The sequence below is a fragment of the Fimbriimonadaceae bacterium genome (genome assembly GCA_019638775.1).
GTDB lineage: Bacteria > Armatimonadota > Fimbriimonadia > Fimbriimonadales > Fimbriimonadaceae > JAHBTD01.
This window is the reverse complement of sequence record JAHBTD010000001.1, coordinates 838,599-864,026: the sequence shown is the minus strand read 5'-3', so window position 1 is coordinate 864,026 and position 25,428 is coordinate 838,599. Positions and strand designations below refer to the sequence as shown.

The following is a 25,428-nucleotide window of genomic DNA, read 5'->3' as shown; positions in this document are numbered from 1 at the left end:
GGAGCTGGGCGTAATTAGCTAGGAGCTAGGAGTGAGCAGCTATGAGTAAGAAAGATCGGCTCATAGCTCCCCGCTCCCAGCTACTTACTCATAGCTCCTAGCTACTCTCACCCCCTCATCACCAACCAAGTGATGAGGGTGCCAATGGCTGTCCCCGCAAGCAACGGCCCCACAACAAGCCCAAACCGACTCGCGAAGGAGGTTTTGCCCGGTTCGGGAACGTTCAAGCGAACTTGGGAGATGTCAAACCCCTGCGTCGTCCCCCAACCGTCGTTCGCATAAACCTTCATAAGGTTCTTGTCGTAGCTGGTCACCGTGCACGTCCACCAACCCCAGTTCGCCCAATCACACTCCACCTTTTCACCGGGAAGCAGGCTAAAGGGGCGAAGTTCAGAAATCGGCAGCCTGCACTCCCCACCGCTCACAAACTCGACCTTGGCAACGCTCTCTTCTAAGCTCAGGAGCTTTGCAGCATAAAAGCGACCGTTCTTCGACTTGGCGAAGACATGCTCTCCAGGCTCTAACGTCGAACCGTAAAGAGAGAACCTTTCGCGAAGGGCCTGCTCCAAAGTCGGGCGCGAGATTCCCGCTTCCTCGGCTGCGTGAACCCACTGCTCAAGCTCATTGGTCCACTCGATCTTGGCCTCCTCCTGCCGCCGAATCTCTTCAGCCCGCGCCAAGACCTCCTGCATCTGCTCCGACGTTAAGCGTTCCACCTAACCTATTTTACGCACATGGGTTGCATTCGGCCCTTGAAGTCCCCAAAGCAAGAGGTACCCTTTGTGCCGTTGTGAAGTGGCTTATCGCAATCCTTTTTGTGGGTTCTTTGCTGGTCGGATGTCAGGGCAAGACGACCGTGGAAAAACACACCAGCAGCGGGACATCCGAAGTTACCGATACGCCCATGACTCCCGAGGCAAAGCTGCAAGAGCAGCTTCGATCAGCCGCGTTCCAGCTTAATGCGGCCTCGGAGTCGATTGCGGAAGCCTTGGCAAAGGCAACGGATGCCGAGTCGAAGTCCTCCGGCGCGGTCAAGGAAGGACTTGCCGAGGTTCTCGATTTCATCGACAGCGCGGGCGCGCAGATTTCCGACTTCGCAACGGACCCCCCACCCGTTGAGGAGATCAAAGCCAAGCTCGCGGAGTATGAAGCAATAAGGACGAAAGCGATCCAGGCGATTAACGACTCGATCCACAACCTCGAAGACGCCCAAGGAATTGCGTCCGGGTTCGAAGAGGAGAACCCCAACTACGCCGGAAAGGGACTGTCTGACCTCATCGGTGTGGCAGTTGCCGACCTCAAAGGCGCGCTCGAAGCCCTAGGCGGAAAGCTCGATTCCACCGAAGAATAGACGAATTCCCAAGCTTGCCCAAAGAATCCGCCAAAATATAGTACAGAGATCACCCATGGCTAGCGTTGCAATGACTGGATACGACCGCTTGGTCGAACTGCTCGGCTCAGATGCCGATTCCCTGCTGAATCACCGATGTGCGACTGTAGACAAGTCACGTCTGCACTTGCCCGGCCCCGATTTTGTGGATCGGATTTTCAAAGAAACGGACCGCAACAACCGCGTGATGCGCAGCCTTGAGGCGATGTACGAGCACGGACGCCTTGGTGGCACCGGCTACTTGAGCATCCTTCCCGTAGACCAGGGCATCGAGCACAGCGGAGGAGCGAGCTTTGCCAAGAATCCCGACTATTTCGACCCCGAGAACATCGTCAAGCTCGCGATTGAAGGCGGGTGCAACGCCGTGGCTTCGACCTTTGCCGTGCTCGGAATGACCGCCCGCAAATACGCCCACAAGATTCCTTACATCGTCAAGATCAACCACAACGAGCTGTTGACCTATCCAAACAAGGCCGACCAGATCATGTTCGGCACCATCGACCAGGCATACGACATGGGCGCGGTCGCCGTCGGCGCGACGGTCTACTTCGGCAGCGATGAATCCGGGCGACAGATCGTCGAAGTCGCCGAGGCCTTCGCTCACGCCCACGAGCTTGGCATGGCGACAATCCTCTGGTGCTATCTCCGCAACAACGCATTCAAGAAGGACAAGGATTACCACCTTTCCGCCGATCTCACCGGTCAAGCCAACCACCTCGGCGTCACCATTGGGGCCGACATTATCAAGCAAAAGATGCCCGAGTGCAACGGCGGCTATCTGGCCTTGAACTCGGGCGACAGCAGCTACGGCAAGATGGACAAGCGAATCTATACGGAGCTTTCTTCCGATCACCCGATCGACCTCACCCGCTATCAGGTCGCGAACTGCTTCATGGGACGCGCCGGGCTCATCAATTCCGGTGGAGCTTCGGGCGACAACGACCTCTCCGATGCGGTCAAAACGGCAGTTATCAACAAGCGCGCAGGCGGTATGGGATTAATCTCCGGGCGAAAGGCATTCCAGAAGCCGCTTGATGAAGGCGTGGCTTTGCTAAACGCCATCCAGGATGTCTACCTCGAAGACAAGATCACAGTGGCCTAATCAACTGCGCCAGCACAAGAACATCAACGAGGCCCTATAGGACAAATCCGTCCTATAGGGCCAACTCATTCAAGACTTACTGGGTTGTGATCGTGCGCCCACCGTGCAACAAAAACGCGAAAAAGCACATCCGGTGAACATCTTCACCAGGAATGCGTACTATCCTTTCAGAACCATATAGTGCGCTGTACTGCAGTCGGCGCAGGTGGGAGCATATCGCTATGGACGTCCGCAGAACTCCTTTTTGGAATCGGCTTTTGCCGTTATTTATCATTTGTGCCGCAGCCCTTGCCCAGGCCCAACAATCACCGCCAACCACTCCACCGGCTCAGCAGGAGAATAATCCTGCGGTAACCGCCGAACAGAAAGCGGAGATTTTGAAATCGGTCCAGGAGACCATGGAGCGACGTATGTTCGCGTCTGGCTTCGATGCCACCAAGTGGCCGGAGTTCATGTCAAAGCACAAAGAGGCCGTCGACAATGCCGAAACCGCAAACGCCTTTGCATCGGCGCTCAACCGGGCCTTCCGCGAATTCGGATTTAGCCATATCCGCCTCCTCTCACCCAGAGCCGCGACGGCTCGTGATAACGGCCCCCGAGCCATCGGCGTTGGGTTGCAAACCCAGGTCGAAGAAGGCAAGGGCCTCAAGATCACAAGCGTCATCAACAAGGCTCCTGCCGAAGAGGCTGGACTGAAGGTCGGCGAGATCATCATCGAAATTGAAGGCAAACCCGCGACCAGCAACGCCGATCTGGCCGGACCCGAAGGCACAACCGTCAAGCTTAAAGTACAGGCCGCCGACGGGGCCACTCGCAATGTAGAAGTTCAGCGAAAGACATACTCGACCGCCCGCCCCGAAACGCTGAAGTGGGTCGATGGCGACACGGCTGTGATCCGCATTTGGACGTTCAGCAACGGCTACGACCGCAAAAACATCGACGAACTTATGAAGGAAGCCGCCAAGGCGAAGAATCTGATCGTTGATCTCCGCTCGAACGGAGGCGGAGCCGTCAACAACATGAACCACTTCCTCAGCTTGCTCATGGAGCCAGAGACAGTTGTGGGCACCTTCGTCAACAAAACGATGGCGAACGACTTCAAAGAGAAGACCGGCGGCGACCCCGCCGACGTGGTCGCCATCGCAAAATGGTCGGACCGTCAATCCAAAACGCGCAAAGGAGCAATCGACTCCTTTAAGGGCAACCTCGCCGTTCTGATCAACCGTGGATCGGCAAGCGCCTCCGAGATCGTCGCTGCGGCTCTCAAGGAGCAGCGCTCTGCGGTGATCGTGGGTTCGCGTTCGGCAGGTGCGGTGCTCGCTTCCGTCTTCGGAAGATTGCCGCACGGTTTCCAAATGCAGTATCCGGTGACGGACTACATCACCGCGATGGGAACACGCCTCGAAGGAAATCCCATTCAACCCGACGCCGAAGCCGCCGGAGGGGGCCAAGATGGCTCCGATCCTGGAGTGGACAAGGCCATAGAACTGCTCAAAGCAAAAGGCAAGAGCGGCAACTAAACCATAGCTCTTCATAAACACATCCGGCTACTCACGATCTGCGGATCAGAGTAGCCGGTTTCTTTTTGCCCATCGGCCCGCCGACATCGGATCGAAATCACACGGGAATCATCGCTGCCCGAGAGATACAATGATTCCATGCTTGCTCAAGGGTTACCGATGCACTATCACGAGATCGCGCCGGTAGGTGGACTTAGTGGAAGCGTCGCCAGTTTCTGGGAGTTCACCGCAGGCGCGGACCTTCCCCAGGGTTACATGCATGTCATCCCCGTGGATGGCTGCGTCTCCATCGCTTACATCCCCCGAAACCCACGGTTTCAGGGTTGCGCCATTGTCGGCCCTCGGCTCACCAGTTTGCGCGTCCCCATATGTGCCGGAGATCGGTTCTGGGGAGTGCGGCTCTTGCCCGGTGCAGCCCGGTCGATTGTCGGAGTCTCGGGAAGAGAACTCTTTGAGCGTCACCTGCCGCTTCGTGAAGTCGCGGCTGCTCTTGATCAGGAGCTTTATCCCGCCTTCGTCAATGCCAAAGATTTCGAGCAGATACCGAGCGTGACCGGCAAGATTCTGGAAGCCCATCTGAAGTCTCATCGACCGCCAGATCGAAACGTCGCTCGCGGCATCAGTGAGATTTTGCGGTCGCACGGGCAGTCAAAAATCGCCGATATCTGCGCGATCGTGGGGTTTAGCGAAAGGCAGTTCCTTCGCCTTTTTCGCACCGAAGTAGGATTGAGTCCAAAGCAATTTGCACGGATTTGCCGACTCCGCGCCGCCGCCATTGACGCTGTTGACGGCGTATCGCCAAGCTGGGGGCAGATCGCAAACGAGCATGGATATGCTGATCAGTCGCATCTCGTCCGCGAGTTCACGAACTTCTTTGGCCTCACCCCCACCGAGTTTGAGAAGCACTGCATCGAGCACATCTCCCACGGCGACATCCGTCGTGATGTCTGATTTGTCCAAGACGCTATTTCACAGAGTCTGTAAACTGCAAGCATGACAAAGATCGTATGCCTTTTTGCAGTCGCTTGTGCGCTTGCACTCTCGTTATCAGCTCCTGCTCAGCAGAATGCAGATGCTGGGCGGCCTTATGCCGAAGCCATGAAGAAGCTGAGCTTCCTCTTTGGCGAATGGGAAGGAACGGGCTGGGTCCAGATGGGGCAGGAGCGCTCGACCTATACCGTGAAAGAAAGTGTTCACCCCCGAGCGGGGGGTACGGTCGTCTCGTTCCAAGGAATCGGCAAAGACACGAAGACCGGGATCGTTGGACACGACGCCTATGGAGTCATGTCCTACGACCTCGAGAAGAAAGCCTACACCATCCGCTCCTACGTGATGAACGGCCAATCGGGGGTCTTCCCGGCGACAATTGGAGACAAGTCGATCGTCTGGGAGATCAAAACTGACGACCGACACATCAAGTACAGCATCTCTCTCGATGAGAAGGGGCAATGGGTTGAAATAGGTGAAGTGAAGCTTGACGGCAACCTTTGGTACAAATTCATGGAGATGACTTTGAAGAAGGTCAGCGGCTAACCACAAATGACATCAAAATGATATCTCTTTGATATCATTTTGATGTCATTTGTCACGTACCTCTTTGTGCGCATTTCCGAACGCAAAACAAAGAGGGGCGGTCGTCCAAAAAGCGCCTTTGCTCACACCCCAGAAAGCCCAAGTTCTTGCGCGCTCCCTTGCAAAAACTCGATGAGATTGGCGATGTGGGTGTCCAACTCCATACCGATCAGTTCGGCCCCGGCATAGACTTCGTCACGGTGGACACCTGCCGCAAAGGACTTCTCTTTGAGCTTCTTGTTCACGCTTTTGACTTCAACATCGGCTACATTTTTGCTCGGGCGAACGAACGTGACGGCGGCGATAAATCCGCTCAGTTCGTCGCACGCATACAGATACTTCTCCATCACGGAGTCACGAGAGATGCCCAGTGCGTCGTTGTGCGAGCCAATCGCGCGAATGACTTCGGGGTCCCACCCCTCCTGCTCCATCAGCCTCATCCCCCAAGCAGGATGGTCGTCGGGGTGCTTCTCGTAGTCAAAGTCATGTAGGAGGCCGGTGATCCACCACTTGTCTGCATCTTCGCCAAGACGACGGGCATAGCCCTCCATACAGACCGCGACACCGAGGCAATGCCTGCGTAGGGATGGGCTGTCGGTGTGGGCCTCAAGGAGTGCACGGGCGTCTTCGCGGGTGTTCGGCATGGCAAAAGTGTACTCGTGCAGGGCATTCGAGCCGCTTTTGCAGACCCATGAAAATCGGCCTCTCGCAGGTACACTCTGCCTAATATGTCGAAGGTCGCAACGCTTCCTTTCAATGCTGCCGAGGGCACTAAGCCCGCGCTCGGACGCCAGTTCTCAAATTTCGCCGGCGAAACCGTGCGGATGGCGACGGGCGCCGATATCAACCCCGTCAGCTTTCTCACCCAGATTGAGGAGGGCGAGGGCGGTCGGGCCGCATTTGTGAACATCGCCGACTCTTTGCTAGAGCGAGACTGGATCAACCAACTGTTCGAGCAGTCGGGCGTTGACATCGCGATGGACGGCTTGCTGCAACAGGACGGCGAAAAGTTTAACCTTACGATCCGATTCCATTCGAAGGAGCAGGAAGAGCCGATTTACAGCGAAACGGACACCTTCCTGAAGCCGGGCGTTTTCACCGTTCTGCAAAAGCTGGTTGACAACTTGGCCAAGTACGCTGAGGTCGATCTTCCTGACGACCAGAAGAACCTGGATTTTGGTACCGACGATCCCGAGGCTTTCCTTAAATTCCTTGAGGGCTACGATTCGGTTACCTACATCAACCAAACTCAGGGGCGCGTCGCCCAAGAGTTCTCCCCCGAACCAGCGATTCAAGCTCTTTTGGAGAGCGTCAAGATCGACAAGGAGTTCTTGGGGCCGTACGAGACCCTGGTGCAGCTTTGCCGCCTGTGTGCGCAGTATCGACTCGGGTCGTTCGAGTCGATTGAAGCTCCTTTGGTGGAGCTCAGCACCATCGCCCCGGACGATTTTCGCGCCTACTTTGCCCTCGGTGAGCTTTACCAGTCGGTCAATGACCTTGCCAAGGCTGCCGATTTCTTCGAGAAGGCGATCAAGATCGAGGCAAACGAGCCATCCCTGTATGTCCGACTCGGTATGACCCAGATGGCGCTGGGAATGCCCGTGAATGCAGAGCGACAATTCCGCAAGGCCATCGAGCTTGAAGGCCCGGACAAGCCGTCGATCGACTATCTCGCCCAGGTTCTGCAGCAGACAAACCGTGCCCACGAGGTCCCGGCACTTTGGAAGGAGCAGGTCGACAACAACCCCGATGACGGACAGGCTCGGATCAAGTACGCGATCTCGCTCTTTAACGACAACAAGGAGGAAGAGGGCATCCGCGCTTTCGAAACCGCGCTGGAAGTGATCGAGGACAATGTCATCGTCAAGAGATACTACGCTCCCGTCCTTGCCCAGAAGCAAGATTACGACCGGGCGATGGACTTTTATGAGGACTGTTTGGATGCCGCTCCGACGGACGTTCCGCTGTTGCTTGAATATGCCCAGACGCTGCAGGCCGCTGGCAGAGAGTTTGAGGTTCCAAAAATCCTTCGCGACGTTCTTGGCGCGAATCCCGATCCGAACACACGAGCGCAAACGCTCGGATGGCTCATCGAACTTGAGCAGCCACGCCGAACCGAGATCGTCGATCAAGCTCGCACCAAGATGGAGCAGGGCAACTTCGAAGACGCACTTAAAGACCTGCGGCCGTTGAAGAACTGGCTCGCCGATTATTGGAAGATGTGGGCGCTCATGAGCTCTGCTTACAATGCGCTGGGCGAGTTTGCCGATGCCGAAGATTCGGCAAGACGCCTTCTGGAGCTCTTCCCTGGATGCGAACCTGCTTACGGCGAACTTTCCGCCTCGATGCACGGTCAAGGCAAGCATGAAGAGGCTTACAACTTCCTGCGCTGGGCCGCCCAGAACATGCCGCAATCGCTTGGTGTGCACGTGAACCTTGCGCTGGCCGCATTCCGATCAGGACGTGCGGACGAAGCCCGTCAAATGGCAAATCAGATTCGCGAAGCAGTTGGACCCAACAAGGAATTGGAAGAGGTCCTTAGCGAAATAGGCTAGCAAGATGCCCGCGCAAAAACGGAACGCGCATATCCTGGTGAAGCTCTTTGTGGCGTTTCACGTCCTTGCTATCGTGATATGGTCGTTGCCGAATCCCCCGCAATCGGTTGCGGAGGGCATCGTCGAGCCTCAGGGAACGATGAAGCTCCTGCAATGGAACTACCAGACGTTCAAGGTCCGCGTTCCCCCGAACGAAGAGAAGCCCGATATGTGGCTGCAGCAGCTCAAGTATCACAGCCCGATTGCGTATTACAACCTAAGCCTGGGGGTTTGGCAGTATTGGGACATGTTTGCTCCCGACCCTGCATCCGTGGACATGTGGGGCGACGCCGACATCCACTATAAGGACGGGACGGTTAAGCGCTGGCGATATCCCCGAATGTACGAACTCCCCATTCCAGAGAAGTACGTCAAGGAGCGGTATCGAAAATTCTTCGAGCGGGCTGGCGATTCGAAGTTCAGCCACTACATCGCGCCGATCTTCGCGCAGCGCGCCGCCTATCTAAGTTGGAACGACCCCGACAACCCACCGGTGAAGGTTGTGCTGTACGTTCACACCATGGTGTTGCCGGGCATTGGCAAGCCGCTGCCGGAAGAGTACGGCGAGTTTAGATTCTATGAGTGGAACGTCGATCAGGCGAGACTAAAAGAGATGAAGGAGGACGGATGGACCGCAAAAAGCCGCCTTCTGTCTCGAAGGTAAAGCCCGGCGAGGCCGAGCCGGGGCTGATCGAGTATCTCGGCTCAATGCCACGCCTGCTGGATCGATGGATGTTTGGGCATGCCTCTCCGGTAACGATGGGCGTGATGCGGCTTACTCTTGGGTTTCTTGCCCTTGCGAATCTGCTGCTCATCCTTCCCGGCTTTGAAGATTGGTTTACCGAGAGGGGCTACGTGCCGCAAGAGGTGGCCCGGACCTATGCGGGCGAGATCTGGCGGCTGAATCTGCTGGGGAACGTTTATGACGGGCGCATAACCCTTGCCTTTTATCTGCTCATCACCCTATCAGCCTTTCTGACGATGATCGGGTTGTGGTCTCGTGTGAGCAGCGCCGTACTCGCCATCGGCATGATCACGCTGCACCATCGCAATATGGTCGTGCTTCACGGTGGAGATGTCATCTTGCGAATGGCCTTGATCTACATCGCGTTCGCACCTTCGGGCGCGGCTTGTTCGGTGGATCGGCTTCTTAAGCTTTGGAAAGGGAAGGCGCCTCCAATCCCGGTAGACGTTTCGATGTGGCCTCAGCGCCTTATGCAGATTCAGATCGCTGTGGTGTATTACACGACCGTTTGGTCGAAGTGGATGGGCTTTCACTGGAAAGACGGAACGGCCGCCTACTACCCGATGCACTTGAACGAGTTTCATCGTTTTTGGTTGCCGGACTTTATGCGAGAGAACCCGACCATCGTCATGATCTCAACCTACGGGACTCTGGCAACGGAGTTGGCTATGGCAACGATCGTGTTCTACAAGCCACTCCGCAAATACGCCCTGCTCGCCGGGGTGGGCATGCACCTTTTCATCGAATACTCCATGAATATTCCGCTGTTTGCCTTCATCATGATTGCGACCTATCTCAGCTTCTTTGAGGGGCAGGAGATGAGCGGCTGGGCTAAATCTGTTGGCGAGAGGTTCAAGAAACTGCGTGTTCGGGTCTTTGCCCCGTCTGATCGCAAACTGAAGCCGGGGCCTGCGTTGGCGCTTCAGGCTATGGATCCATTCAATTTTGTCGATTATCTTCCAGATGGGGAAGCGAATGACTGGAAGGCGGAAGGTAAAACTACAAGCGGTGCGAAAAGCGCCATGATTCGATCTATCGGAGCCTGGCCGCTCGTCGTACTGCCGGGACTTTGGCGGAGGCTATTAAATAAGTCTTTAGAATAGGCAATCTTTTTGAATATAACTTCCTTTTTTGTATATTTTTGCGCTATCATCGCGCAGGAGCATTTAGCGTGAGGCCTTGGCAGTTTCGTAAGCCGAAAAACCCTGGATTTGGAATAAACCGCAACTTCTATCTGTCTGTCCTAGCCTCACGGGCAACCTTGCCATCAATCTTGGAGGTCGTGAATCCGAAGGGCGACAACGCGGCTATTCAGGGATTCGGAGCCCCCCTTGCTGCCGACGCGACCAAAGAGGACCTCTCCAAGCCACTTGTCAGAGGGGCGTACGCTGTCGCTTCGCCCGATCGCAAGACGGTTTTGCGGATGTTGGTTGTGCATCGAGACGAGGCGGGTTACGACCCGGAGGTGCTCCTGCGCAGCTCAATGGCGGATCAACTTTCCCCCGAGTTGACCGCGAGAATTCGCGGCGCTTGGCACCTTATTCAGCTTACGTTCGAGTCTCATGACGCGATGGTTTACCCGGCGCTCGACTTCTTGCAGAAGCTTGCCAAGAAGCTTGCCGAGTTAGCCGACGGAGCAATCGCCGACCCCGTTTCTCAAAGGTATTTGCTGCCTGAGGAGCTCGTCAGTCCGCGCTCCCACGGAGAGCCGTTCGTCGCAGCCGATCATATCGCCGTGAGGTTTTTTGCGGCTGAGGATAAGCTGTCGGCATTTACTCTGGGGATGCAGAAATTCGCCCTTCCCGAGCTTGAGATAACCGACCTGAATGCAGGCTCAAAGCAGTTGGCAGAGGCTTTCCTTTTGCACTTGTCTAGAGAGGTGCTGTTGGGGCGGACGCTCAACCTTGGCGATAGGGTGGGTGGGAAGCAAACGGATTTTGAAGTCGCTACCGGTGGGTTGGATCGGGCGCGGTGGGAGGGCATCCCCTGCTTGGAGTTGATCCCGGCGAGGGGCAAATCCTCGATTGAGACACTAACGCTCGCGTGCAGCGAGCTTGGAATCCCTTAGATCGCGTCTTTGACGGGTTGAATGTTCATGTTGAACCAGTACTGCTCGACGAAGCGTACGGTCTCCACAAAGTCGTCAAACGATACCGGCTTGATGATGTAGCTGTTTGCTCCCAGGCGATAGCTGGAAACCACATCGATCTCTTCGGATGAAGAGGAGAGAACGATCACCGGGATCGAGGCGGTGTAAGGGTTCTTGCGGAAGATTTGGATGAACTCCAGCCCGTTCACTTTCGGGAGTTTTAGGTCCACCAAGACCGCCGTTGGGATGACCTTGGGCTTCACCATCTTTGGATCATCCTGTCCAAACAGCATTTGGATGGCTTGTTCGCCATCGCGGGCAACCGACACATGGAGTTTCGACTCGGTGATGGCTAGGGCGCGCACAAGCAGGCGCTCATCATCCGCATTGTCCTCGACTAAAAGTAGTGTCTTGGATTCAGTCATGATCGTTTACCGTATCAAAAGATAAGACTACTGCTTACGGCGCTAGCGAATGAAATCATATCGATGGCGATCATTGCCGAGCACACGTACTCTCCCCAAAGGCTCCGTTCATGTTACATCGCCTTGAGCCCAGACTGCAACGAAGTCAACACAGATTTAGCAAAAGCTTGAGCATATGGGGCTCTGTTTCCGCGTTATAGGGCTTGTCGGGCCGTTGGCACTGTTTCTTTTCCGACTTCGTTAGTACACTGAAGGGGAGAATTTCTCATGGCTGTCGATATCACCCAATACCCGCTGCTTTCCAAGATCGTCACTCCTGCCGATCTGAAACACCTTTCCGACGATGAGTTGGAGCAGGTGTCGCGCGAGGTGCGACAAGCCATTCTCGACAACGTCAGCAAGACGGGAGGGCACTTCAGCTCGAATCTCGGGACCGTAGAGCTCACGGTCGCGCTGTATGCTTCGCTGAACATGCCTCCCGACAAGGTTGTGTGGGACACCGGACACCAGGCTTACCCCCATAAACTGCTCACGGGACGTCTTTCTCAGTTCGACACACTTCGCAAGCACAAGGGCATCTCTGGGTTCCTGAGGCGGGAGGAGCACGAGATGGACTTCTTTGGCGCGGGCCATGCGGGAACGGCGATCTCAGCGGCGCTTGGCTTTGCGGCTGCCAGGGACCAGCAGGCGGGGACGGGCAAAGTGGTCGCAGTTACCGGCGACGCGTCGATCTGCTCGGGAATGAGCTGGGAAGCGTTGAATCATGCTGGCGAGCTGAATACTGATCTCATCGTCGTTTTGAACGACAACCGCATGTCGATTGCTCCGAATGTTGGGGCGCTTACCTCCTATTTCACACGGCTGCGCTCACGCCCGTTCATCCAGAGCCTTGCGCAAAGGGCAAAGCGAATTGTCGAGAAAATCCCTGGTCCTGCACCGCGAATTGCGGCGGGACTTCGGCACGGAATCACGCACTATTTTGCTCCTGAAGAGACCGGAACGATTTTTGAGGAGATCGGATTTGAATACATCGGTCCGGTGGATGGGCACGACTTCCGAACGCTGTTGGAGATCTTCCGCAACCTTCGCGATGTGAAGGGGCCGGTTTTTGTGCATGCGATTACGGTGAAGGGCAAGGGTTATCAAGTTGCCGAAGATGACGCTCGCAAGTGGCACGGAGTCGTGCCGTTTGATTTGGAGTCGTGCGAGATGGCGAAGTCGGCGGGGCCAATCTCCTTTACTCAGGCTTTTGGAGATGCGGCGGTGGAGTGTGCCGAGGCCGATGATCGGGTGGTGGCCATCACTGCGGCGATGCCCGACGGCACCGGGCTGAACGGTTACAGCAAGAAATTCCCGACGCGTTATTACGACACTGGAATTGCCGAACAGCATGCGGTCACGTTCGCGGCGGGATTGGCGGCAGGGGGCATGAAGCCGTTCTGCGCCATCTATTCGACCTTCTTGCAGCGCGGATTTGATCAGGTGTTGCACGACGTTTGTATTCAGAACTTGCCAGTGCGGTTCTTTATGGATCGGGCTGGTTTGGTGGGTGACGACGGTCCGACGCATCACGGAGCTTTTGACATCAGCTATCTGAGGTTTATCCCGAACATCGTGCTGATGGCTCCCCGAGACACGACCGAGCTGCGCGAGATGACGCACTTTATGCGCACGTTCGACAGCGGTCCGATTGCCGTTCGGTACCCGCGCGGAGCGGGCGATGATCGCCTGCCAGAAGGGCGTTCTGCGATCCAAATGGGCAAGGCGGAGGTAATTCGGGAGGGTTCGGATGTGACGCTCGTCGCGGTTGGATCGATGGTCAGCGTTGCTTATGAGGCGGCGAGTCTCCTTTCGCAGCAGGGCATCGACGCGGAGGTGATCAACGCTCGATTTATCAAGCCCCTCGACATTCAAACGATTGGGAATAGCATCAAGAAGACAGGCTCCTGGGTCTCGATCGAGGAGAACGTTCAAGCTGGTGGGTTTGGCGAGGCGGTGTTGGCAGCGGTAAACGAGGCAGGTTTACAGAAGGCTCAGTACCGGCTGATGGCTCTTCCCGACCGATTCGTCGAGCACGGTTCCCAGCCCATCATCAGAGCTGAATGCGGCCTGGCAGCCGATGATATTGTCTCGGTTGTCACGGCGGTTGTGCCTCGCGTATAAGGCATCTCGACCGGGATAAAGGCCAGGATGTGCACGACATTCGTGCAAACAAGCCCATTTTTTGAGCGCCAGGACAAATGACTTCGATGTTTCCACGACACTCATTTTCTTCAAAAAATGTTTCGTAATATCACGGCAAGTTAACTGGGGGAGAGGGTTACTCTAGTTCGTTGATCATAAGTTATTCAAAAAAGTAGAAATTGTCCCAAACATTGCATTTCAATAGTCTATTTTGACGCTGACAAAGGCTTGTTCGAGTGTTGCCACAATTTGGGGTTCCTCCCAAAACAGGCTTAGATATAAGCGAGCACACCAGTAGAAGTGTGTACCAGGCGTGAGTGAATTGCCACGCCGGAGGAATCATGCTAAAAAAAGCATTTACATTAATTGAACTCCTAGTCGTGATCGCAATTATCGCGATCCTCGCAGCAATACTATTCCCTGTGTTTGCCCAAGCCAAAGATTCTGCAAAGGATACTGCGGCCTTAAGCAACGTAAAACAAATCGGTCTCGCCGGTCTGATGTACTCGGCGGACTACGACGATTATCTACCGCTCTCAGCTACCTCCAATACAGGCGGCTGGAACGTGTGGACAGGTCTTATTCAGCCCTATACCAAGAACTGGCAAGTGGCATGGCACCCGAAGATGAACCCGCCCAGCGGGCCGCGTGAATATTGGCAGAGGCTCCAAGCATGGGGCGGTCTGCAGCGCGCCGCTGCCGTCAATGGCCCAAGCACGACAAACTTCACCTGGACGAACGCGACCTTCACGGGCAACGTTCCGGTTCAGTTTGACGGCATCCTTGGCGCTGGCGTCGAAACCCCTGGTGGTTGGTACGCCTCGCGAAGCGCTCCTTCGCTCAGCCAAACACAGATCGAGAACGTCTCCGACGTGATCCTTTTCTGTGAGGCCAACCAGTGGGATCTGTGGTGGGGTATTTACGATCAGAGCTTTAAGCTCGGATTCTGTGCCTCATGGGGTCCCGATTGGGACGCTTCGCCCAAGCAGACGATCTTTGGACCGCACGCACGAAAGCGATCCAAGGTCCCTCAGACGGGTTGTCGATATCCCGATGGTCTGACGATCTACGCCGCGACCGACGGTTCGGCAAAGGCGAAAGACTATCGCGGTCAGATTCTGGGCCGTCGACAACTCTCGAACGGAACGTGGATCCACCCGCTGATGTGGCCAGGGAGCTGGAACTGATGAAGAAACTTATGCTGATTGGGGCCGCTCTCGCGGCGATCATGACGGTTGCCGGATGCGGTACGCCTGAGACGGATGCCGGTAAGGAGCCCGATCCCGGGACAAAAACCTCGGACACTCCGAACTTGCCGGATCAGCCAGCGGCTGCGCCGAACGAGTAAGACTCCGTGCAGCATAGGAGTGGGCCGCTTCTTCGGGAGCGGCCCGTTCTTTTGCCTTTGGACCCGCGTCTATCTTCAAGAGAGACGCGGGTCGTATAATAAGGATAAGAGCGGTTACAACAACCCCGTCCGCAAGGACTGTAACCGTCTGGAGTGCGCGAAGCCTTTCTTCATGGGCATCGCGTCCAGAAACGACAGGAGAAGAAAATGCATCAGGCGCCCCTGCCTATCGAGTATCAAGACCTCGATCCCATCGTTTGCGCTGAGCGCATCCGCGCCGCTAAGGCCGCACTTGGTCAGAAGCTGGTCATTCTGGGACACCATTACCAGCGCGACGAAATAATCGAACACGCCGACTTTCGCGGCGACAGCTACAAGCTTTGCAAGGACGCCCAAAAGCGGCCCGAAGCTGAATTCATCGTCTTTTGCGGCGTTCACTTCATGGCCGAAAGCGCCAACATCCTGACCGACAAGCGTGTGATCCTGCCGAACATGGCGGCGGGCTGTTCGATGGCGGATATGGCGAATATCTTTCAGGTGAAGAACTGCTGGAAGCAGCTCGAAGAGGCGTTGCAGCCCACGGTCGAGCTGGAGAAGACCGTCCAGCCGATCACTTACATCAACTCTGCAGCGAATCTAAAGGGATTCGTAGGCGAGAAGGGTGGGACGGTTTGCACCTCCACTAACGCCCCTGTCGCCGTGAAGTGGGCGCTTGACCAAGCCGAGAAGGTGCTTTTCTTCCCCGACCAGCATTTGGGGCGAAACACGGGCGTGAAGCTCGGCTATGACCCCGACGCTGACATGGTGGTTTGGGACCCGTTCAAGCCGTTCGGGGGAAACACTCCGGAAGCCCTGCGACAGGCCAAGTTTCTGCTTTGGAAGGGCCATTGCTCGGTCCATAGCCGCTTTACGGTCGCGCAGATTGAGGAAGCCCGCCGCTCACACCCGGATGTCCGTGTTGTGGTCCACCCGGAATGCCCAATCGACGTCGTGCGCGCATCCGACGAAAACGGCAGCACCGAGTACATCATCAAGACAGTCGAGAAGTCGCCTGCAGGTTCGGTTTGGGCGGTGGGGACGGAGATTAACCTCGTCTCTCGGCTTGCAAAAGAGAACCCGGACAAGACAGTCTTCTGCCTTGATCCGCAAATCTGCCCATGCTCGACCATGTACCGTATCCATCCTTCGTTCCTGCTGTGGACGTTGGAGGAGTTGGTGAAGGGGAATGTCGTGAACGAGGTGATCGTGCCGGAGAAGACGCGGCAGTTTGCAAGGTTGGCGCTGGATCGGATGCTGGCGCTGTCTTAAGCTTCTTCCCAACGCTCGGCGAGGATAGAGGCGATCTCCTCAAGCATCTTTTCGTCGGATTCGTCAAATGCGCCGACCTCGTGTCCGTCGATGTCGATCTGTCCGAGGATTTCGCCGGTCGGCGTGTAGATCAGAACGACCAGTTCCGACCTCGTACTCACGGAGCACGATAGATAGTTCGTCAGCTCGCGAACGTCGGCAATGACCTGATTGGCCCGCTCGGCAACGGCGGTTCCGCACACACCGCGTCCGACCGGGATACGCGTGTGATCGGTTTCTGCTCCGACATATTCATCCAGGACCAGCGTGTCGCCTTCCAGGCGGTAAATGCCCGACCAGTTGTAAGTGGGAAGTTGGTCAAGCTGCTGCATGGCAAACTTGCGGAGGGCAGAGCCGGTGAGGGAGGAGGCTTTGACGGCATCGACGATTGCCTTGGCCTGGTCGGGAGAAATCATCAACGGAACTTTACTCCGAAATCTCCCAACTCCTTGGGGGGAGGGGGACCAAGAGAGAATCTGATGAATAGCGCGACTTGCGGTGAGCGGAAATCAAGGGCAGTCAGGCTTGGTCGGCTGACTGAGTAATCCAATCACCCCCAACACGTTCGCTGCGCTTACGGACCTTTCCACCTTCGCGTTGCTCAGTCGGAGCCACACTCAAGGGGGAGGAAGTTCCGTAACCCAAGGCCGAAGCGAATTCCCTTTCCCTTGATGCGAGAGGGACCTTCGCCTCTAAATGTCCCAAATCTGCAGGGACCTTGGCCCGGTACGCCTTGGCGTTTTGGAGAAGGTGCACGACAATGCCCCTACTTCCGAGCGACGATGCTCGGGAGGAAGGAAGGAAAGTCAAATGCTTATCATCGGCGATGTGCTCGCAGTCGTAGCTTCGATTATCTTCATCTGCGCCTCAATCTGGGCAACGATCATGGCTTCATGCTTGCTGTTTTCAAACAAAGTCAAGCACGCTCAAACCTCTTTTGAAACCAAGCCGGGCGTGGTCTTCGGCGTGGGCTTCGGGACGGTCCTGTTCATCTCAGTCCTTGTGACGATGCTATGGGTTGTGCCGCTAACCCGAGTCTTCTCCTTTACACTCTTTATGGTCGCGCTCAGCGTTGCGCTGATGGGGGCCGGTGGCTTGGCGAAGGTGTTGGGCAACCGTATCAGCCCGCTCGACCCGGATGTCAGCTCATTCAAGAACATGGCCAGAGGTGGTGGCCTCATGGTTGCGTTGTCCTTGGTGCCGCTCGTTGGCTGGTTCTTCTTCACCCCGCTCATGATCATCATGTCGCTCGGTGCGGGAACGATGTCTCTCTTTAGCAGACTGCAGCCTCAGCCGCTTGGCGATGCGCAGCCGAACTTTGACGTGAGGTCTTAGCGTGAAGCTGTCTCGCCGAGAAGCCCTCAAGCTGGGCTTGGCGTCGGCGGCTGCGGCAAGCGTGGCAGGCTGTTCGCGGATGCCACAGGTGGCAAAGCAGCAGCTTCCCGACAAGATCGAGTTTCCTACAGAGAAGCCGAACGAGACGCTTCGGCTCGTCAACCGAGTCGCATTCGGGGCAACCCCCGGCGAACTCGATCGAGTCGCAAAGATCGGGAAACAGGCTTACATCGACGAGCAGCTTAGGGCTGAAGAGTCGGAGCCGATTGCGCTTACGTTTGCGTTGAGGCGGCTTGACGTGACCCAGATCGACGCCTCGGAGCTTCGCGATCTTCCCCAAGAGGAGATTATTCGGCAGCTTCAGCAGGCCGCCATTCTTCGGGCGGTTTACAACCCAAACCAGCTCATGGAGCGAATGGTCGACTTTTGGACGAACCACTTCAATGTGTATGCACGCAAGGAAAACACTGCGTATCGGGTCTATACCGACCAGATGCAGGTGATCCGAAAGCATGCGCTTGGGAAGTTCAGAGACATCATCGAAGCCTCGACCAAGAGCCCTGCAATGCTGGTGTACCTGGACAACCAGGTGAACACCAACCGTGGCCCGAACGAGAACTATGCGCGGGAGCTGATGGAGCTGCACACGCTGGGCGTTCATGGAGGCTATACACAGGAGGACGTCAAAGAGGTCGCGCGGTGCTACACCGGCTGGCAGATCGAGAATCGCTTCCTGTATCCTCGCGGCAAGTTCCGCTTTAACACCGGCGTTCACGACAAGGGGTCAAAGAGGGTTCTTGGCAAGACCATTCCAGCGAATGGTGGAGACAAAGATGTCGAGCGCGTCCTGAATATCTTGGTGGCGCATCCGTCGTGTGCGAAGTTCATCTCCTATAAGCTATGCCGATATTTCTTGGGCGACGCGGGGTCCGCGCTTGAGGACCAGGTGGCGGCGGAGTTTACACGCACCGATGGCGACATCAAAGCGATGGTGACGATGATTTTGAACTCCGATCTGCTGCTGTCGGGTCCCCCGATCATGAAGCGTCCGTTCGATTTCCTCATTTCTTCGTTGCGCACTTTTGCGACGGATACCGATGGCAACACGGGCATTCAGGGGCATCTCGACAAGATCGGGCAGCCGCTTTACCAGTGGCCCATGCCGGATGGATATCCGGACAAAACCGATGCTTGGACAAGCTCGCTCTTGGCGCGCTGGAACTACTCTCTGGCGCTCACAGCGGGGGCGATTCCCGGCACGAAGGCGAATCTTGAAGATTTGGTGGAGCGTATGCAGGACTCTACGAACGAGGGATTTGTGAAGCTCACCCACGGTCACATCGATCCGGTGGGGGCGTCGGGAAGGCTGCTCAGCGAGCTAAGGCGACGGGAGAATCTTCCGATCGAGACGGGGCAGAGCATTCTGCATGAGACGGCGGCGCTTTGTATTGCAGCGCCCGGATTCCAGTGGAGATGACCATGAAGAATCAACAAGAACAATGGTGGAGTTGTGATGGGAAGGGCGTGGCTGGACTGGAAAGCGGCACGGAGGTTTCGCCGATGGATAACTCCGATCACGGGCGGGACGCCCGTGAGACGCATGGGCGAGACGCCCATGCCACTTCAGATACCGCTTCTGGAATCTCACGCCGAGCTATGCTCTACGGTGCGGCTCTAAGCACGATCTCCTGGCTTGCTGGACAAAACTCCGCCCTCGCCCAACTTAGCGTGAATCCCAATCGCGGTGTGCGGGGCGACACCTTGGTGGTCATCTTCTTGCGTGGCGGCATGGACGGCCTCAACGTCGTCGTGCCCTACCGCGAAGACGAATACTTCAAGGCCCGCCCTTCGCTCAAGTTGGCAGCGCCAAACTCTGGACCAAACGCTGACCGCGTTCTGGACCTCGATGGCAATTTTGGATTCAATCCCGCCCTTGCGCCGTGGCTACCGCTCTATAAAGACGGCAAGCTGGCGGTGCTGCATGCGGTCGGTTCGCAAGATCAAACCCGGTCGCACTTTGAGGCAATGACGGCGATGGAGAAGGGTCTTGCCCGCGCCGGCACAGGGGCGGCAAGCGGATGGCTGGCTCGGTTTTTGAATGAGAGCAAGCCTGCCGAAAGCTCCCCGCTTCGGGCGGTGGCGTTCAGCCCGACCATGCCCGACTCTTTGCGCGGAGCGACCAGCGCGATTGCCTTAACCTCGCTCGAAGAGTTTCGCCTGGCGACGGATCGGGCTCGGGCAGAGGCATTCGGCTCCAGCCTGAAACGGATGTACGACGTGGATAACGACGCTGTCACCCAAGCCGGTAAGGAGACGCTCGACGTTTTGGAAACGCTGAACCGGCTCGATCTGAAGAGCTATAAAAGCTCCGGCGGCGCGGCGTATCCTACCAGCGACCTTGGCAACGGCCTCAAACAGGTGGCGATGCTGCTCAAAGCCGAGGTTGGTCTGGAGGTTGCTGCACTGGATAAGGGCGGTTGGGATACCCACGTGGCCCAGGGCGCCTCTTCGGGCTGGATGACTTTGCTGCTTGACGATTTGGCGAAGTCGGTCCGCGCGTTTGTGGATGATATGGGGCCGACCATGAACCGGGTCACCGTCGTCGTTATGACCGAGTTTGGACGGCGGGTTGAAGAGAACGCCGGTTACGGAACGGATCACGGTCGAGGCAGCGCTATGTTCGTCTTCGGGGGCAATGTCGATGGCGGAAAAGTCCATGTCGATTGGCCGAGCCTTGCCACCGATAAGCTTGAGGGGCCTGGGGACCTGCGGGTGACGACGGACTATCGGTCGGTGCTGTCGGAGTTGTTGGCTAAGCGGATGGCAACGAGCGACTCAAGTGGGATATTCCCTGGGTTCACGCCCAATCCGGTTGGGGTGTTTAGGGCGTGATGATCGTCTGAAGTCGGTGACCAGCAACCCTGTTGCACGCTGTGCGTCTGCGACTGACTTCTTAGTCTGGCTATCCTGTTAGCATAAATTGTGAACATTGGTGAGCCCAACTGCTTGGGAGATTTCTGAACAATAGGTTCAAAACGAAGAGTTTGGAGTTCAGGCCATCCAGTATATTTGCTTGTTTTTATTTACAATAAGTGTTTCGTATTGCATAGTTTGGCCTCGCTGATATACTGGTAGTTGACGAAGCAAGCACGGTGTTCTTTGTAGCCTGTAGCTGTAGGCATAGTTTGGAGGAGAAATGAAGATTTACGGAGTTTTGGCGCTGACAGCGCTAACTGGGTCCGCTTTTGCAGTCGATATTGTTGCGGCGAACTTTTATGCAAACACGCCGTTCGCACCTGCGAATGGGCTCAACACGGTCATTCGCGATTCTGGAGCTCCACGTACGGCTCAGATTCTGATCAATCAGAATCAGCTTGGTGGTTTACTTCCCGGAGATCGGATCACTGGTATGGCGTTCCGGCTTTATAACGGCGCTGTGTCCACCTATACGGGGGCGACCTGGACGAGTTATGACATTCGTTTGGGCGAGAGTGTGGCTCCCAGCCTTGCAACGGCAACGTTCGCCACAAATTTTGTGGGCGGATCGACGCTCGTTCAGACAGGTGGGCTGACGATGACGGGCTTCACTTCTGGAGCTTCCGGTGCAGTTCCCAACGCTTGGCAGGACACGATTAATTTCGGAACCCCGCACATCTATACAGGCGGGCACTTGCTGGTCGAAATTCGACACACCGGCAGTAACATCATCAATCCTGCGAATACATTTGCAGAGGCCGTTGCGACGACGGGTGTTGGCTACGGAACCGATTATCGCTCGTTTACCGCAGCTGGCGATACCGCAACTGTTGGCGCGCAAGCAGCCTTCACGATGACGAAGCTTGTTTACACTCCGGTACCAGAGCCCGCTACGATGGCGGTTCTTGGTCTTGGTGTAGTTGCTTTGATGCGACGTCGACGCAAAGCTTAACTGTACGTTCCAAACCACAATGAGAGAGCCGCTCGACTTTCGAGCGGCTTTCTTGTGTCTGTATCTGTGCGATTCATCAGATTTGGCGAGCAATCCTCACAGACTAACGGTTACGCTCAATCCTCGGGGAGTACCTTAGCGGAGTCCTATGGATTACACGAATCACACATTCGATGCTGAACGAGCCGCGCTGTCGCAAGGCAGTCAGGGTGGGGGCGCTCCCGGGGGAGCGCCCGAGCTTTTGCAGGGTTTGCTTTGGGGGATTGCCCACAGGCGCAGTCTGGGTCTATCTCGCTTTAAGCCGGACGATGTGAACCCCAAGCTTATTGAGCTTATGCTTGAAGCTGCCAACTGGGCTCCAAGCCACCGCGACACCGAACCTTGGCGATTCTGTGTGTTCACGGGCGAAGGTCGAGGCGCTCTTGCCGATGCCTTCGAGCAGGCGTATCGTTACGACATTCAGGAGTCGGGGGAAGAGTTTCGAGAGGATCACCTCAAGGCACACCGGGACCGTGCCTTTGCCGCTCCGGTTTGGATTGCGATAGCGGTTGACCCACCGCATGAGCCGGACGGAACCCCGGTCACGAGCGAAGAGGAGGAGGTGATGGCGGTTTCCTGCGCCGTTCATAATTTGCACCTCGTTGCCAGCGCTGCGGGTCTTGCCGGGATGTGGCACTCCAAAGGGTCGTCCATTCATCCAGCCGTTGGAAAGGCGCTAGGCTGGGAGGCTCCTGCCCGGCTCCTTGGAATGTTTCACTGCGGCTGGCCGAAGGTGGATTGGCCTGCTGGAGAGCGCAAGCCTATAGCCGAAAAAGTGCGATGGTTTGACGGTCGGGAATAGGGGGGAGTTAGAAATCGGAGATCGGATATCTGAGATCGGCGGTCGGATCACGGATCACGGATTACGTGTTTCGCATGCTGACGCAATCGCTGTTTATTGTTTCACGCGAAGTTCGCAGAGAACGCAGAGTTTGAGTTGAGGTCTCGGCGAACTCTGCGAGAACTTCTACTTTTCTCGCAAAGTCGCCAAGGCGCAAAGCCTGCTCAAATAGTTGTGGTGCAGGTATTCCTGCCTACGCTGACCTTGTGTCGCGCGGCAACAACGGAGTGTTGCCCTCCCAGGGAAGCTATCGGCTATCAGCTATCTACCTTTGCCTGCCTTCCCGCTCTCCCCTATTCCTCATTCCTCATTCATCATTCATCATTCCTAAATCATCGTTTTGGGATCAACTTGTGTGCCCTCCCGATCCCTCTGCGTCTCTGTGGTGCGCCGTGCGCTCTGTGAGAAATCCCTCTTGTTGGTGACGGCGGCAAATTGGCCCTATGATCCGCTCATGATGTATAACAAGACATGCCCCTGTCACTGATTCTCGCTGCATCCATGGGCCTGCTTCAAGCCCAAGCGCTTCCAAGTACCGCCGACGCGGTCAAGGGACTTGAGAAGCGGACCGGTCTTATCGAGAACTATATCGACAAGAACACGGGCAAGCTCTATCTCAAGCTTCCCGCCCCCAAGTCACCCGATGGCCTGGTGGGCGAGTATCTCTACGCCGAGGGGATGACCACCGGCATGGGGTCGAACGATATCTCGCTCGACCGTGGAGAGGGTGGCGATGAGTTCATCATCCGGATTCGGATTCGGGGAGCAAAGGCGATCGTTGAAGCGGTGAATACGACCTTCCGAGCCAGCAATCCCGACGAAGCCGAACGGCAAGCGGCGGCGGCTTCGTTTCCGACTTCGGTGATGTGGTCGGGCAATCTCACCGGGCGCGATGCCGACGGGACGACTGTCGTCGATTTCACGGACTTCCTCGTTCGCGATGCACACGGCAGCGCTCAGGTGTTGTCGGGCTACTCACTGGATATGGGCAAGAGCTTTCTGATGCCAGAGAGCTGCTTCTCCTTCCCGAAGAACTTGGAGTTCGATGCGCAGTTGACTTTCACGGGCCAAGGCAGCCGAGCGGTGGGGGAGACAACCCCCAACCCCAAGCATGTAAGCCTTGTCCAGCATCACTCTTTAGTGGAACTGCCCGACACGGACGGCTTTAAGCCCCGATTTTATGACCCCCGAATGGGCTACTTTGGGATCACCTACTACGACTTTTCGGCGCCCTTGGACAAACCCTTGTTAAAGCGCTTGATTGCACGGCATCGGCTGGAAAAAGTGAACCCAGGCGCTGCACCCTCACCCGTGAAGAAGCCGGTCGTTTACTACCTGGATCGGGGGACGCCAGAACCGATCCGTTCGGCATTGATCGAGGGAGCAAGCTGGTGGGCGAAGGCTTTTGAAGAGGCGGGTTATCTGGATGCTTTCAAGGTGGAGATCATGCCCGCCGACATGCACCCGCTGGATATCCGCTACAACGTGATCCAATGGATCCACCGCTCTACCCGGGGATATTCGGTGGGCGGGAGCTTTACCGATCCTCGTACCGGGGAGATTCTGAAGGGGGCGGTGCGTTTGGATTCTTCGCGTGGGCGTCAGGACATGAAGATCTTCGAGGGGCTTATGGGCACCGACAAGCCAGACGAGCTTTCGAAGATCGCGCTCATGCGGATTCGGCAGTTATCGGCCCATGAGGTTGGACACACGCTCGGTCTGCGCCACAATTTCGCCGCCAGCACTTACGGCGGACGGGCTTCGGTGATGGACTATCCCGCGCCGCTGATCGTGCCGAAGGAAGACGGCTCGCTCGACCTGAGCAACGCTTATGGCGTGGGGGTTGGGGATTGGGACAAGTTCGCGATCAAGCTTGGCTATGCCGACTTCGGCCCAGGCGTTGACGAAGTGCAGGCCATCCGTGCCGAGCTTCAAAAAACACCGTTGCTTTATCTCACCGACGACGATGCGCCGGGTTCGGGTGGAGCCGATTGGAGGGCGACCCGGTTTGACAACGGCAACGACCCGGTCGCCGACCTTTTGAGCAGCCTTGCCGTGCGCAAAATCGGGCTTGACCGGTTTGACCAGCGCAACCTCCGAGATGGGGAACCGAGGTCGGAGCTTGAAGAGGTACTTGGACCGGTTTACTTCTACCATCGGTACTCGCTGGATGCGGCTCTGAAGGTGATCGGCGGTGTGATGTATACGCACACCGTCAAAGATGGCGGGTTGAACCCGCCGATGCGGGTGATCGGCGCGGAGAATCAGCGCGAGGCTTTGCAGGCTGTCTTTAAGTGCATTGATCCAGCGAACCTGGACCTGCCGCACAGCCTTTTTAACATTCTGAATCCGCGCGCCCCCGGCTATGGCGATAGTCGCGAGAAGTTCAAATCGAACACGACGTACGTTTTTGATGCTCTGGGAGCGGCGAATACGGCTGCGGACATGGTGCTTGCTGAGCTCCTTTCCCCTATCCGAGCGGTGCGTATGGTCGAGTTGAGGACGCGGGAAGGAGTCGGTCCGATGTCCTTGGATGAGATGTTGCAAAAGACGACCGACTTTGTCTTTGGCCTGAACTACACGGAGCCTCGAACGATGGAGATTTCGCGCGGCATTCAGGCGGTTTACTTGGAGCGGCTACTGGACCTTGCCGATGCCAACGTGCCGCGCAATGTGCGGTCGAGGGTGATGATTGCGCTTGGTGAGGTGAAGGCAAAGCTGACTCAAATGGCCAAGACGAAATCGGGATTCGATAAGCAAATGGCTCAGGATATGCTTGCCGATATCGAGCGGTTTTTGACGCGGCCGGCAGAGTCGGCAAGGCGCATTCCCAAACCGCTTGCACCTCTGCCGGGAAGTCCGATCGGGTGCTGTGGCGGATGATCTGATTTTGGATTTTAGGTTTTGGATTTTGGATTTGAGGGAGCGGTATGCCTCTTCCGATGAATGAAAAATCTGGGAGAGGGTGT

Annotated in this window: 23 protein-coding genes; 19 read left to right on the top strand and 4 right to left on the bottom strand. The window is 56.4% G+C overall.

Annotation, left to right across the window (positions count from 1 at the left end; all coding sequences use genetic code 11):
• Positions 1 to 107: 107 nt before the first annotated feature.
• Entirely contained in the window at positions 108 to 716 is a 609-nt protein-coding gene (locus KF784_04040; protein MBX3118212.1) for a hypothetical protein, read from the bottom strand.
• 74 nt (positions 717 to 790) lie between these two features.
• Between KF784_04040 and KF784_04035 the strand changes: the two genes are divergently transcribed.
• The 5 genes from KF784_04035 (at position 791) to KF784_04015 (ending at position 5,545) form a co-directional block, all read left to right on the top strand.
• Positions 791 to 1,351 (top strand): hypothetical protein, encoded by a 561-nt coding sequence (locus KF784_04035; GenBank protein ID MBX3118211.1) that lies wholly within the window; start codon positions 791 to 793, stop codon positions 1,349 to 1,351.
• A gap of 55 nt (positions 1,352 to 1,406) precedes the next feature.
• On the top strand, positions 1,407 to 2,492 hold the full coding sequence (locus KF784_04030; protein ID MBX3118210.1) for a class I fructose-bisphosphate aldolase: 1,086 nt from the start codon (positions 1,407 to 1,409) through the stop codon (positions 2,490 to 2,492).
• 257 nt (positions 2,493 to 2,749) lie between these two features.
• Positions 2,750 to 4,012 carry a PDZ domain-containing protein gene (locus KF784_04025; protein ID MBX3118209.1) on the top strand — a complete coding sequence of 421 codons (1,263 nt, stop codon included), beginning with the start codon at positions 2,750 to 2,752 and terminating at the stop codon, positions 4,010 to 4,012.
• A gap of 138 nt (positions 4,013 to 4,150) precedes the next feature.
• On the top strand, positions 4,151 to 4,963 hold the full coding sequence (locus tag KF784_04020; protein ID MBX3118208.1) for a helix-turn-helix transcriptional regulator: 813 nt from the start codon (positions 4,151 to 4,153) through the stop codon (positions 4,961 to 4,963).
• A 42-nt stretch (positions 4,964 to 5,005) separates the two neighbouring features.
• Positions 5,006 to 5,545, top strand: a complete 540-nt coding sequence (locus KF784_04015; GenBank protein MBX3118207.1) for a hypothetical protein — start codon at positions 5,006 to 5,008, stop codon at positions 5,543 to 5,545.
• Positions 5,546 to 5,667: 122 nt separating this feature from the next.
• Here KF784_04015 and KF784_04010 read toward each other — a convergent pair whose 3' ends face one another.
• On the bottom strand, positions 5,668 to 6,228 hold the full coding sequence (locus KF784_04010; GenBank protein ID MBX3118206.1) for an HDIG domain-containing protein: 561 nt from the start codon (positions 6,226 to 6,228) through the stop codon (positions 5,668 to 5,670).
• 84 nt (positions 6,229 to 6,312) lie between these two features.
• Here KF784_04010 and KF784_04005 point away from each other — a divergent pair, with 84 nt between their 5' ends.
• The 4 genes from KF784_04005 (at position 6,313) to KF784_03990 (ending at position 10,991) form a co-directional block, all read left to right on the top strand.
• Positions 6,313 to 8,139 (top strand): tetratricopeptide repeat protein, encoded by a 1,827-nt coding sequence (locus tag KF784_04005; GenBank protein MBX3118205.1) that lies wholly within the window; start codon positions 6,313 to 6,315, stop codon positions 8,137 to 8,139.
• 4 nt (positions 8,140 to 8,143) lie between these two features.
• Positions 8,144 to 8,842, top strand: coding sequence for a hypothetical protein (locus KF784_04000; GenBank protein MBX3118204.1), 699 nt, complete (start codon positions 8,144 to 8,146; stop codon positions 8,840 to 8,842).
• The gene (locus KF784_03995; GenBank protein ID MBX3118203.1) at positions 8,806 to 10,026 is read left to right on the top strand and encodes an HTTM domain-containing protein; all 1,221 of its coding nucleotides are present in this window, start codon (positions 8,806 to 8,808) and stop codon (positions 10,024 to 10,026) included. Before KF784_04000 ends, KF784_03995 begins: the two co-directional genes overlap by 37 nt.
• A gap of 68 nt (positions 10,027 to 10,094) precedes the next feature.
• Positions 10,095 to 10,991, top strand: a complete 897-nt coding sequence (locus KF784_03990; protein ID MBX3118202.1) for a hypothetical protein — start codon at positions 10,095 to 10,097, stop codon at positions 10,989 to 10,991.
• On the opposite strand, the gene KF784_03985 is transcribed toward KF784_03990, so the two are convergent.
• On the bottom strand, positions 10,988 to 11,437 hold the full coding sequence (locus KF784_03985; GenBank protein MBX3118201.1) for a response regulator: 450 nt from the start codon (positions 11,435 to 11,437) through the stop codon (positions 10,988 to 10,990). The two genes, KF784_03990 and KF784_03985, sit on opposite strands and share 4 nt — an antisense overlap.
• 267 nt (positions 11,438 to 11,704) lie before the next feature.
• On the opposite strand from KF784_03985, the gene dxs reads away from it, so the two are divergent.
• From dxs to nadA, 4 genes are all read left to right on the top strand, one after another.
• Positions 11,705 to 13,600, top strand: a complete 1,896-nt coding sequence (dxs, locus tag KF784_03980; protein ID MBX3118200.1) for a 1-deoxy-D-xylulose-5-phosphate synthase — start codon at positions 11,705 to 11,707, stop codon at positions 13,598 to 13,600.
• A 362-nt stretch (positions 13,601 to 13,962) separates the two neighbouring features.
• Positions 13,963 to 14,808: a prepilin-type N-terminal cleavage/methylation domain-containing protein gene (locus KF784_03975; GenBank protein MBX3118199.1), complete on the top strand. Its 846-nt coding sequence runs from the start codon at positions 13,963 to 13,965 to the stop codon at positions 14,806 to 14,808.
• The gene (locus KF784_03970; protein MBX3118198.1) at positions 14,808 to 14,969 is read left to right on the top strand and encodes a hypothetical protein; all 162 of its coding nucleotides are present in this window, start codon (positions 14,808 to 14,810) and stop codon (positions 14,967 to 14,969) included. Before KF784_03975 ends, KF784_03970 begins: the two co-directional genes overlap by 1 nt.
• Before the next feature lie 207 nt (positions 14,970 to 15,176).
• Positions 15,177 to 16,277, top strand: coding sequence for a quinolinate synthase NadA (gene nadA / locus KF784_03965; protein MBX3118197.1), 1,101 nt, complete (start codon positions 15,177 to 15,179; stop codon positions 16,275 to 16,277).
• Here nadA and KF784_03960 read toward each other — a convergent pair.
• Positions 16,274 to 16,732, bottom strand: a complete 459-nt coding sequence (locus tag KF784_03960; protein MBX3118196.1) for a GAF domain-containing protein — start codon at positions 16,730 to 16,732, stop codon at positions 16,274 to 16,276. The two genes, nadA and KF784_03960, sit on opposite strands and share 4 nt — an antisense overlap.
• Positions 16,733 to 17,126: 394 nt before the next feature.
• Here KF784_03960 and KF784_03955 point away from each other — a divergent pair, with 394 nt between their 5' ends.
• From KF784_03955 to KF784_03930, 6 genes are all read left to right on the top strand, one after another.
• Positions 17,127 to 17,651: a hypothetical protein gene (locus tag KF784_03955; GenBank protein MBX3118195.1), complete on the top strand. Its 525-nt coding sequence runs from the start codon at positions 17,127 to 17,129 to the stop codon at positions 17,649 to 17,651.
• 1 nt (position 17,652) lies between these two features.
• The gene (locus KF784_03950; protein MBX3118194.1) at positions 17,653 to 19,128 is read left to right on the top strand and encodes a DUF1800 domain-containing protein; all 1,476 of its coding nucleotides are present in this window, start codon (positions 17,653 to 17,655) and stop codon (positions 19,126 to 19,128) included.
• Positions 19,129 to 19,130: 2 nt separating this feature from the next.
• The gene (locus tag KF784_03945; GenBank protein ID MBX3118193.1) at positions 19,131 to 20,543 is read left to right on the top strand and encodes a DUF1501 domain-containing protein; all 1,413 of its coding nucleotides are present in this window, start codon (positions 19,131 to 19,133) and stop codon (positions 20,541 to 20,543) included.
• 304 nt (positions 20,544 to 20,847) lie between these two features.
• Complete coding sequence (locus KF784_03940) at positions 20,848 to 21,579, top strand: PEP-CTERM sorting domain-containing protein (protein MBX3118192.1); 732 nt, start codon at positions 20,848 to 20,850, stop codon at positions 21,577 to 21,579.
• A 148-nt stretch (positions 21,580 to 21,727) separates the two neighbouring features.
• Entirely contained in the window at positions 21,728 to 22,420 is a 693-nt protein-coding gene (locus tag KF784_03935) for a nitroreductase (protein MBX3118191.1), read from the top strand.
• A gap of 510 nt (positions 22,421 to 22,930) precedes the next feature.
• Complete coding sequence (locus tag KF784_03930; GenBank protein MBX3118190.1) at positions 22,931 to 25,342, top strand: zinc-dependent metalloprotease; 2,412 nt, start codon at positions 22,931 to 22,933, stop codon at positions 25,340 to 25,342.
• The last annotated feature ends 86 nt before the right edge of the window (positions 25,343 to 25,428 follow it).

Bases quoted from the DNA above. Each gene is read 5' to 3' on its own strand.
- KF784_04030 (MBX3118210.1), top strand. From the start codon at position 1,407: ATGGCTAGCGTTGCAATGACTGGATACGACCGCTTGGTCGAACTGCTC.
- KF784_04020 (MBX3118208.1), top strand. From the start codon at position 4,151: ATGCTTGCTCAAGGGTTACCGATGCACTATCACGAGATCGCGCCGGTA.
- KF784_04015 (MBX3118207.1), top strand. From the start codon at position 5,006: ATGACAAAGATCGTATGCCTTTTTGCAGTCGCTTGTGCGCTTGCACTC.
- KF784_04010 (MBX3118206.1), bottom strand. From the start codon at position 6,228: ATGCCGAACACCCGCGAAGACGCCCGTGCACTCCTTGAGGCCCACACC.
- KF784_04005 (MBX3118205.1), top strand. From the start codon at position 6,313: ATGTCGAAGGTCGCAACGCTTCCTTTCAATGCTGCCGAGGGCACTAAG.
- KF784_04000 (MBX3118204.1), top strand. From the start codon at position 8,144: ATGCCCGCGCAAAAACGGAACGCGCATATCCTGGTGAAGCTCTTTGTG.
- KF784_03995 (MBX3118203.1), top strand. From the start codon at position 8,806: ATGGACCGCAAAAAGCCGCCTTCTGTCTCGAAGGTAAAGCCCGGCGAG.
- KF784_03985 (MBX3118201.1), bottom strand. From the start codon at position 11,437: ATGACTGAATCCAAGACACTACTTTTAGTCGAGGACAATGCGGATGAT.
- dxs (MBX3118200.1), top strand. From the start codon at position 11,705: ATGGCTGTCGATATCACCCAATACCCGCTGCTTTCCAAGATCGTCACT.
- KF784_03975 (MBX3118199.1), top strand. From the start codon at position 13,963: ATGCTAAAAAAAGCATTTACATTAATTGAACTCCTAGTCGTGATCGCA.
- KF784_03970 (MBX3118198.1), top strand. From the start codon at position 14,808: ATGAAGAAACTTATGCTGATTGGGGCCGCTCTCGCGGCGATCATGACG.
- nadA (MBX3118197.1), top strand. From the start codon at position 15,177: ATGCATCAGGCGCCCCTGCCTATCGAGTATCAAGACCTCGATCCCATC.
- KF784_03960 (MBX3118196.1), bottom strand. From the start codon at position 16,732: ATGATTTCTCCCGACCAGGCCAAGGCAATCGTCGATGCCGTCAAAGCC.
- KF784_03955 (MBX3118195.1), top strand. From the start codon at position 17,127: ATGCTTATCATCGGCGATGTGCTCGCAGTCGTAGCTTCGATTATCTTC.
- KF784_03945 (MBX3118193.1), top strand. From the start codon at position 19,131: ATGAAGAATCAACAAGAACAATGGTGGAGTTGTGATGGGAAGGGCGTG.
- KF784_03940 (MBX3118192.1), top strand. From the start codon at position 20,848: ATGAAGATTTACGGAGTTTTGGCGCTGACAGCGCTAACTGGGTCCGCT.
- KF784_03935 (MBX3118191.1), top strand. From the start codon at position 21,728: ATGGATTACACGAATCACACATTCGATGCTGAACGAGCCGCGCTGTCG.
- KF784_03930 (MBX3118190.1), top strand. From the start codon at position 22,931: ATGCCCCTGTCACTGATTCTCGCTGCATCCATGGGCCTGCTTCAAGCC.